Here is a 9,635-nt window from a genome sequence, read left to right on the forward strand (position 1 = left end):
ATCAGGCGGCAAAATCCGCCGCTACTCGGCATCAGAGATAACTGGCCAGGCTCATCTGCATTATCTTTGAAGAAGACTGAAGCACTGTCTGATACGTCAACTGTTGCCGGGTCAGCTTTGTCAGCAACTCGGTCAGGTCTATGTCTTCAGTATAGCTCAATCGTTCCTGCTGGTCTAGCTTTTGAAAGCTGAGCACATCGCTGGCAGTGGACACCCTGTTTTCAAGCCCGCCGATGCGGGCTGTCTGGGTGAGCACATTCTGCTGCACGGTGGCAATCTTTGCGAGCGTCTGCTGGCAGCCTTCCTGATTGTTATTTTCGCAATAGCTGACGAATTCGCCCACCATGTCAAAGAGGTTTGTCGCACCCGGCAGGGCTGGCTTGCCTTCGTAGTATCCGCCAAAGATATCCTTGCCGACGTTGTTTACCGAAATATACGAACCCTTCATGATTTCGAGATTCAGATCGGCGCGGTCAGGATGCACAAGAATCTGCGTGCCAGCGTTTACGGTGTTGCCGGCAACGCCTGCGGCGTTCACATCCACATATCCGCTTGGCACCAGCAGTCGAAGCTTGTTTGAACCATCCGTGGAGGCAGTTGCAGCCACCCAGGTTGAGCCACTGTCGGTGCTGTACGAATAGTTGACCGTGCTGCCAGATGAGGCAAGGTTGGCGTTGCTGTCCATACGCACAAGAACGTTGTTGCCAAACGCACCGGCAGCAGACGTGAGAAGGCCTGACGGCCCGCCCATGGCAGTTGTCTTCGGCGGAGGGTCATTGTCGTCGCCCTGATAGACGGCTGTGGGCCGGATATACACCAGAGTACCGTTCTTTGAACCCGGTCCGGCGCTTATATCGGCTGCGGTAACAGCCATATTGTTCTTCATGGTGACGGTTACGCCATTGGCCGTCAGCGTTCTGCCGGCCGTAGTGCCCGTGCCCCAGGTGGCGCCGCCGTCGTTGGACCAGCGAAAGCTCTGCGCCCCGCCATCCAGAGTTCCAGTTGTGGTAAACTGGATCATCATGGATTTACTGGACGCGCCCTGAACCGTATAGCCCCCAGCCTGAATGGCCGTATCCCAGTTGGTATCCGCGCTGGTCAGGGCCAAACCCTCTTCAAAGGCGTTGCGGTCATAGCGCTGACCGCCAAAAATGCTATTGCCCTCATACTGGGTGTTGGAAAGGTTGAGCATCTGGCCAAATATCTGTCGGGCCTGGTCGGCGATCTGTTTGCGGTTCTCTGCCGAATAGCTACCGGTAGAGGCTTGCTCGGCCAGCGCTTTAAGGCTTGTCAGAGAGTTGCTCAGCTGTGTGCCAAGCACGTTGTCGGCAAGCGACAGCCAGCCCTTAGCCGTATCCACATTGCTCTGATACTGGGTGGTGGTGCTGATGTCGTTACGGGTCACCAGCACACGGTATGCACCCGCAGGATCATCAGATGGCCTGTTGATCTTTTTTTGCGAAGAGCCTTGCTCGTTGCTTTCCATGTAGGCAGCCAGACTTTTCTGCATCTGGCTCGTCATTTTGTCATACATGGTGTTTTGCGTAACGCGTATTGCCATGACAGGCTCCTATTGCTTAAGCCCAAGAAGGGTTTGCAGCATCTGGTCGGCGGTGGTTATCAATTTTGCCGCTGCCGTGTAGGAGTGCTGGTATTTGATCAGGTTGGCCATTTCCTCGTCAAGGTTGACGCCAGATGCAGAACTCACCTGCTCGGAAAGGTCGCTGGTGAGCGCCTTGTGGTATTCCGAATTTGTTTTGGCAAGGCGGGTATCCGCACCGACGGTTGTAACCAGGCTGGCATAGTACTGGCCGATGGTCTGGTTGCTCGTTGTCTTCCATGCGGTTGAAATGGTTACGTTGGTGCTGGACAGTTTGCCAATGGCTGTGGCCGTGGCATTATCGCCCTTGTTGATCTGTTGCTGGCCGTTGACCTGCCCTGCGGCAATGTAGTTCACATTGTCGTGCAACTGGCTGCTGGTGGCGATGTTGCTGGCATCTGTGCCGGTAAAAAACGTATTCACGCCGAGGGCTGCCATCATGCCCGTGCTGTCGGTGCCCAGCGCGAATTGCAGATTGCTGCCAGCCGCAGTGTTGAGCACAAGCTTGCCATCCTGAATGCTGGCCGTAAGCTTGCCGGGGAAGGAAGAATTGATGGCGGAAACAACGTCATCCAGCGAATGCTTGCTGGGATCAAAATTCGGCGTTCCGGGGGTAATGCTGCTGAAGTCGATCTGCCCCGACGAAACATAGTCGCCCGAAGTTTTGTTGTAAAAAAAGAAATTGACGTTGCCGGCCTGGAGCCTGCTGGACTCCGGCAGCACAGCCTGCGCCGAACCCAAGGGCACCGCAGTATTGGAAATACCCTGCTGCCCCTGCGTATAATCAAACAACGCGGTGCCCGCACCCTGACTGTGGATACGGTTCACTTCCCAGATAAGCGACTTGGCGGTGGCGTCCAGCTCGTCAATATAGCGCCCGCAGTTGTCATCGCGGATATTGAAGTAGGTGGTCAACTTGCCGCCAGATACGCGGCTGGGGTTGTCCGTACCGTCAAAGCCCACCTGGGGCGTCACATTTTGCGGGCCGCGCGTGGGCTCAATCCAGTAAAGCCCGGTCTTGGGCGTTATGTCGAACTTGTCGCCAGCATTAAAATTGCTGATGGAGCTGAAGGAAATCTTCAGATTCTTCACCTGCACGGGGTCGGTGCTTGCGCCATTGGAGCTTATTTCGTAGTGCTGCTCCTTGCCGTTCTCATCACGCAGCCAGGTTTTGCCGCCGTCCAGCGAAACGCGGAATGTGGGGTTGCCTGTGCTGCCTGCAGCGCCTGCGCTGCCCCCGGAAACGACTTCTACCGTATATTCATGACTGTCTGATCCGTCATACTGGATATTTCCAGCGTAGGAAGAGCCTATGGCAAGCCGGTTTTCCGCGCGAGGCGCAAGAACCTGCAAGTCATTGGTCGTAATGCCCTGCACCAGAGGCTGCCCGGTGGAGAGCGAAACCGTAAAATCACCGTTTCCTGCGTCTACGGTCTGAACATTGACATACGTGGACATTTCGCGCACGAGCTGATCGCGCTGGTCAAGCAATGCATTGGGATTGCTTACTCCATCGATGGTCGTGGCATTGATCTGTTTATTAAGAGAAGCAATGCTCTTGGCAAGCTCATTGACGCGGCTGACACCCTGATTGATGGAAACATCCATCTGGCTTTGCAGCGCCTTGACCGATGCAGAAGTATTGCCGAGCATGTCGCAAAGGTTGTCTGCGTACGAAAGCAGATCCTCGCGCGAGGCAGTATCGCCAGGGCGCTGCGCAAGCTTTTGCCATGCCGTAAAAAATGCGTTCATGGACGAACTTACGCCCGCCCGGTTGGATTCGTTGAAAAGGCTTTCCAACGTCCCCATGATGTTTTCCTGCTCTCCCCAACGGGCGGAATTGGTGGACTGACGCACGTAGGAGCTTTCAAGAAAAGAGTTGAAGTACCGCAGCACCTGCTGCGCATTGACGCCAAGGCCCTCGCCGCCCGGTTTGGCGGTGATGGTGCCGGCATCGCGCTGATCCACATAGCGACGGGTGTAGCCTTCGGTATCGGCATTGGCGATATTGCCGCCCGTGACCGAAATCCAGGCTTGCGCGGCGTTGAGGGCTGTCCTGCCCACATTCATAAGACCGCTGAGCATGGCTACAGCCTCCCGGAGATCAACGCGGCCTGCGTCTGCCGCTGCACACTCATGCCACCACGGCGGCCATAGGTTTCCGCCTTTGGCGGCATGGCCTGGCTTGTGAGCGCCTGAAGCGTGCGACTGCTCTGATCAAGCAGAGCCAGAGAAAGATTGGTGTTGCGTGCGGCCTGGCGCGCAACTGCCTGCTCGCTCGCATCTATCTGGAGCAGGGTTTCCCGCAGGGCAACGCCCATATCTTCAGGCAGCGCAGTGGCGTATTCCATGGCCCGCATGCCGCCCAGCCCTCTGATGACAGAAGTTTTTTCCACGGCCAGCTGACGGATCAGCTCCTGTATGGAGAACTCAAGAGACACCACGGCATCAGTATCGCGCTTGAGAAGGCAAGTATATTCTTCTTCAAGAAGGTCGCGCAGCAGGCAAAGGGCCTTATCCTGACGCGAAAGCGATTCGTAAATGGCGTTGTGCATGTGAACCTCCCGAGGGCCTTTGTTTTCAGCCGTAGTCAGGATATTGCCCGACAGGAAAAGGCAGAAACTGCCGCCTCGGCACAATTAAAGCAAAATTCGTGCCTGAAAATCCTTCCGGTGCAGGCTTCCAGAGCGGTTGAACGAGAGATTGACCATGGGGAGCTGCGCTCGCCGCAGACGCGCAGGGCAGCGTCAGCTCAGCGCTCGCCGGGACAATCTCGCAATACCTATTAGTTAGGGCCTGCCGTACACATCCGTAGCTGTCAGCGGCGGTATACCCGAGGCTGCTGCGCCCTGGCCGCCCTGACGCACGAATATCTGCCCGCCCGTCAGCGGCACCGGGCTGGTCACGCCCTGAGCAGATGCGGGCGAAGCCACCGGGGCAACACCGGGGTTCACAGGCTGATTGGGGGCCTGGACGCCGGGGCTTGCAGGCTGGCTTGCCGCCAGAACTGCGGGCTGACCCGCCGGGCCCATGGGCAGTGTGCTTACCTGCGCTGCGGGCTGTGCGCCCTGTGCAGGAGCCTGTTGTTGCATGCCTGCGCCCTGCGCCTGCTGGGCATGGTAGGCGGCAATGCCGGCACCCGCATTGCTGTTGGGGCCTGCGCCGTCAACATTGAGCGTACGGATCAAGCCCTGCTTGCCGCCTCGCCCTGTGGGCGGGATATTGGTGGTATAGCGAACCTTTTGCGGCTGCGGAGGCGCCGCCTGACCCACCGGAGCGTTTGAGCCTGGCTGCATATTCTGCCCCTGCATGACCTGCCCCTGCATAGCCTGCTGGTGCATGGCCGCCTGCATGCCCCCAGGGGAATTCAGGGACTGGGCATCCAGCACATTCCCCGTAAGCGGCGGAATACTCATGCCGGACATATCCATCTGCATGCCGCCCTGATCCCAGTTCTGCCCGTCCGCCTGTGCGGCTCTGCTCTGCGGTTGGGCAAGGCCCAACATCTGCTGCATGGGCGGGCGCACCGCATTGGGCCCCAGTTTGCTGCCCGCTTCAAACTGCGCCTTGCGGGCAAGGTTGAGGCCTGAATTCATATTGCCGACAACGTTGGTGGTGCGCACAACCCTGTGCCGCTCCGGCTGGGCCGAGGCCTGCATGGCCTGCTCGGCAAGACGCGCGGCTTCTTCAGGATCCTGCCCGCCTGCGACGGCTTGAGCTCCGGTCAGGGTGCGCGCCGCAGCGGAGCCGTTTTCCGCATGTCCGGCGTCCTGCATGGGGGCAACACCGCCGTACACGGACGCAGCAGCGCTTGATGTCCCAGACTTGCCCTTAGCCGCGTCCCTGCCACTTTCGCTGTGCGGGCTATCCGCATCCGGCGTTGGTGGAAGCATGGGAGCCGCCTCGGGCGTAAAAGGCCGCTGAATGGCGGAAGCATCCGTTGCAGTGGCGCGGCTTGCAGATGTGAGACCGCGCGAAAGCTGGGCGTACATCATGTCGGCCAGACCTATGCCGCCAGCCGATGTCATTTTTTTGGCCAGTTCCTGATCGTACATGCCCTGCCAGAACTGCTCCTCCTTGCCGTGCAGCAAGGTGGACTTGGGCAGGGTTTTGCGCATTTCTTCCCACATTTTCTGGATAAAGATGGACTCGAAACCTTCGCAGGATTCGCGCAGCTTCTTTTCCTTTTGCGCAGGGTCAATATTTTTCCCGCCCAGATTGCCAATGCCCGCCAGGCGCGACTGAACTTCCTTGCGGGCAATTTCGCCCGCTCCGGCATCAGGAAGAATGAGAGCGGTTGACATGGGCGTAGTCATTTAAATTACCTCCAGATCCGCGTGCAAGGAGCCCGAGGCCTGCATTGTCCGTAAAATGGAGATGAGGTCGCGGGGGGTTGCGCCAATGGCATTGAGGCCGTCCACCAGTTCCTGAAGGGTCGCGCCTTCCACCATCATAAGATGGCGGTTTTCTTCGCGCACGTTGGTTTCCGTCTGCGGCGTCACCACGGTCTGCCCTTGCGAGAAGGGGCCGGGCTGCGAAACCTGTTCGCTTTCCTGCACAGTGATTTGCAAATTGCCATGAGCCACGGCAGCGCGGGAGATGCGCACGTCGCGCCCAAGCACAACCGTGCCTGTCTTTTCGTCCACCACCACCTTGGCGGAGGTGTCGGGGCTGACATCCAGATTTTCCACCGAGGCCATGAGCGGCACAAGGTTGTTGCGGTACTGGGGGGGGACGTCCATGGTCACGCTGGTGGCGTCCACAGCGCGGGCATAGCGCCCGCCCATGGCCCCATTGAGGCGTTCCGCAATCTGCTGCGCTGTGGAGAAATCGCCCACGCGCAGATTGAGCGTGAGCTTGTCCTGCTGGTTGAACTCAAAGGGAATGCCCCGTTCCACAATGCCGCCGCCGGGGATGATGCCCACTGTGGCGATATTCTTTGTGGTGCTGGCGGCTTTGCCCGAGGCCGAAAAACCGCCCACGGTCAACGCGCCCTGAGCCAGGGTGTATATTTTGCCGTCCACGCCCTTGAGGGCCGTTTGCAGCAGCACGCCTCCCATGAGAGAGCTGGCGTCGCCCACGGAGGACACCGTCACGTCCAGCTTGGTGCCGGGTTTGGCCGACACCGGCATGCGCGCCGTCACCATGACCGAGGCCACGTTTTTGATTTTAAGTGCGGAGGCGTCCACGCCAACGCCCATTCTGTCCATCATGTTTTTCATGGAACTGAGCGTGAAGACGGAGTCCTTCTTGTCGCCGGTTCCAGCCAGACCAACCACCAGTCCGTAACCGATGAGCTGGTTGTCGCGCACGCCCGAAAACGTGGCGATGTCCTTGATGCGCACGGCATGCGCAGGCAAGGCCCAGCACACAAGCAGGGCGGCGGTGGTTATCCAGAAGGCCGGATGGCGCAGGATTGTCAATTTCATGGCGCAGACTCCTTGCCGGAATACCGGCACACAGGGAATTGCAGAAACCATGCCGAACATGCCGACGTACTGCTGACCACAATGGGCGGTCTGATCCTGAGCGCCTGCCCAGACCTTTCCCGCCCCTTGGCCTGCCCCGTGCAACCAGTTTTCCGCCTGACCCTCCGCCCGACGAAAAGAGCGGTCAGGGATTCTGCTCCCTGACCGCTCTTTTCGAGTATTTTTGGACGATTATTTTTTGGCTGCTGCCCGGGCAAGCCAACAGTAAAAACAGTTGTCTGCCCTGCGCGGAGTTAAAAAATCCGCGTCATGGCATGCCCTACCTGAATAAACCCGGCTCCTCACGCACAAGATTGGCGGCAATAAGCTTGCTGTCAGGCTTGTAGGTGCCGTTGGAAACCTGAATACGCAAGGCTTCCACCTTTTCGGCGCGCACATCGGGCGTATTCTGGGCTGTGCGCCGTGCTTCCGTCAGCAGCAGGGCATCCTGCGATACACTGACGGTGTCTCCTTGCGAACTTTCTGAAGGCGCGGCGCTGGCTCTGCCCTTCAGCCTGGCCTCGCCGCTCTTTTCAAGGTTGGCCGTATTGCTGTAGGGATCGAGAAACGTATTGATCTTTCCCTGAATTTCCATAGTTCTCTCCGCTTGCTCAACTTGCCGTCGACCTAAATGGCGGGCGGTTCGTCAAGCATGCTTTCGTCAACTTTTTTACGTGTGACACGCCACAGGGCGTTACGGGTCGCACGCAGTTTTTCATCCGATAAAGGTTCCAAGCCTTCCGGCCCTTGCCCCACTATACGCAGTCTGCCGCCTGGCGGATAGGTAAACTGCACTTCCTGCCCCACTTCACGGCCAAGTTCCTGGCGGATTTCCTCCACCACAGGGTTGTCGCTTCCGGTATAGAGCAGGGTTTCGTAGAGTTCGCGGGCGACCTTCTCAACCATCATATGGCGGCTGGCAGAAGGATCAGGGTCGCTGGGGTCATCGCCTTCGGCAACTCTGCGCCGCATTCTGAGCCTTGCAAGACGCCGGGCTGCCAGCAACTGCTGTTCATACCCCTGTAGCATCATGCGCAGTTGCGCGGAGGTTGCGTCGGCCATGGCGTTATCCGTCCTTCAACCTTTTTCGGCAGAACCGATAAAAACTTTAGATTTGCCACGAAGCATTTTTTTCTGTGGGCCTGCCGCATTTTTTGCAAAGGGCGCGGCAGGGCTGTCCGCAAGGATACAGACAATCAACGGGTGATATAAATGGCGATCAACGGCGGTTGCGGGCCAACGCGCAGCCCACAGCCAACAGGTTGAGCACGCCAAAGATTATCAGGTCAACGCGCATGGCTCCCATAAAGGCATCAATATTATGCGTGCCCGCGGGCTCGCTGCCAAGAAAAAGCCCAAGGGTCAGCGTTATGAGCGTCATATTGAAGAGCTGACCGCCCGTGCGCACAGCGCCCGTGAGTCCTGCGGCCTGCCCCACCCGGTCGCGCCCCGCGCTCTCAAGAATAATGGTGGTATTAGGCAACGCAAACAGGCTGATTCCAACGCCGAGCAGGCATTGGGCCAGAACCAGCACGTACATGGGCGAATCCACCCGCAAAAGCCCGCACACAACAAGGCCCAGCCCGCACAGGGCAATGCCCGTCGCGCTGACCTTGCCCGGCTCAAACCTGCCGCACAACCGCGCGGCCACGGGGGTGGTCATGACCTGCATCACAGACTGGAGCGCAAGAAAAAGCCCGGCCTGCTGCACGGTCATACCGCGTCCGAACTGGAGATACAGACTGAAAAAAAACACGATGCCGAAAAAAGAACTATAGTTGATGAATGCAGCCAATGAAGACAGGGCAAAGACCCTGTTGCGGGCAAGCAGCCGCAGATCAAGCAGGGGATAGTCGCTCCGCAGTTCCTTGACGCAGAAAGCAGCCATCAACCCTACAAAGGCCACCAGCAGGCCGCCAGCCAGAGCCGGAGCATCGGCCAGTTCGGACGAGCCAAACGTCAGGGCCGTCATGGCTCCCGCATAGATGCAGCAGCCCTTCCAGTCAAAAGGCTTGCCCTTGGCCATGCGCCATTCCAGCTTGACGCGGTATTTCATCAGCAGCAGCACACCCACGGACGCCAGAGCGCTGCCCCAGAACAGCCACTGCCAGCCAAGCCACCCGGCCACAAAGCCCGCGACCGGCGGCCCGCAGGCAATGCCTGCGTACACTGATGATCCGCTGTAGCCAAGATATGAGGCGCGCCGCCCCTCAGGAGCCGCCGAGGCCAGCAGGGCCAGACCGCAGGCGTTGAACATGGCCCCTCCCACCCCCTGCACAAAACGCAGCAGCAGAAACAGCGGCACAGAATTGACAAAACCCAGCAAGGCTCCGGCCAGCGCAAACAGGGCGATACCCCACAAGAATATGCGCCGATACCCCCAAATGTCGCCCATGCTGCCGCTGGCCAGCTGAAACACAGCCAGCCCCATGGAATAAAAGGCCCCCATGAGGCCCAGCTCGCGCGCGCTGGCATGGAGGCTTTGCCCCAGCGGCGGCAGCACGGCGTTCACTCCGGCCATCATGAACGGCATAAAAAACAGGGAGGTACACACGGCCACAAGCAGC

8 protein-coding genes are annotated in these 9,635 nt (G+C 58.7%); all 8 read right to left on the reverse strand.

Annotated elements, in window-relative coordinates; all coding sequences use genetic code 11:
• Positions 1-31: 31 nt before the first annotated feature.
• Positions 32-1,561, reverse strand: coding sequence for a flagellar hook-associated protein FlgL (flgL, locus tag VEZ52_RS01210; RefSeq protein ID WP_324835186.1), 1,530 nt, complete (start codon positions 1,559-1,561; stop codon positions 32-34).
• 9 nt (positions 1,562-1,570) lie between these two features.
• Entirely contained in the window at positions 1,571-3,685 is a 2,115-nt protein-coding gene (gene flgK, locus VEZ52_RS01215; protein WP_324835187.1) for a flagellar hook-associated protein FlgK, read from the reverse strand.
• Between the two features lie 2 nt (positions 3,686-3,687).
• The gene (flgN, locus tag VEZ52_RS01220) at positions 3,688-4,155 is read right to left on the reverse strand and encodes a flagellar export chaperone FlgN (RefSeq protein ID WP_324835188.1); all 468 of its coding nucleotides are present in this window, start codon (positions 4,153-4,155) and stop codon (positions 3,688-3,690) included.
• 234 nt (positions 4,156-4,389) lie between these two features.
• Positions 4,390-5,916, reverse strand: coding sequence for a rod-binding protein (locus VEZ52_RS01225; protein ID WP_324835189.1), 1,527 nt, complete (start codon positions 5,914-5,916; stop codon positions 4,390-4,392).
• Positions 5,917-7,029, reverse strand: coding sequence for a flagellar basal body P-ring protein FlgI (locus VEZ52_RS01230; protein WP_027180641.1), 1,113 nt, complete (start codon positions 7,027-7,029; stop codon positions 5,917-5,919).
• Between the two features lie 319 nt (positions 7,030-7,348).
• Entirely contained in the window at positions 7,349-7,663 is a 315-nt protein-coding gene (gene flgM / locus VEZ52_RS01235; RefSeq protein ID WP_324835190.1) for a flagellar biosynthesis anti-sigma factor FlgM, read from the reverse strand.
• Positions 7,664-7,695: 32 nt separating this feature from the next.
• Positions 7,696-8,130: a DVU0524 family FlgM-associated protein gene (locus VEZ52_RS01240; RefSeq protein WP_298994974.1), complete on the reverse strand. Its 435-nt coding sequence runs from the start codon at positions 8,128-8,130 to the stop codon at positions 7,696-7,698.
• Positions 8,131-8,287: 157 nt separating this feature from the next.
• Positions 8,288-9,634, reverse strand: coding sequence for an MFS transporter (locus VEZ52_RS01245; RefSeq protein WP_324835191.1), 1,347 nt, complete (start codon positions 9,632-9,634; stop codon positions 8,288-8,290).
• Between the last annotated feature and the right edge of the window lies 1 nt (position 9,635).

The organism is Desulfovibrio sp., from assembly GCF_035644575.1.
Taxonomy (GTDB): Bacteria; Desulfobacterota; Desulfovibrionia; order Desulfovibrionales; family Desulfovibrionaceae; genus Desulfovibrio.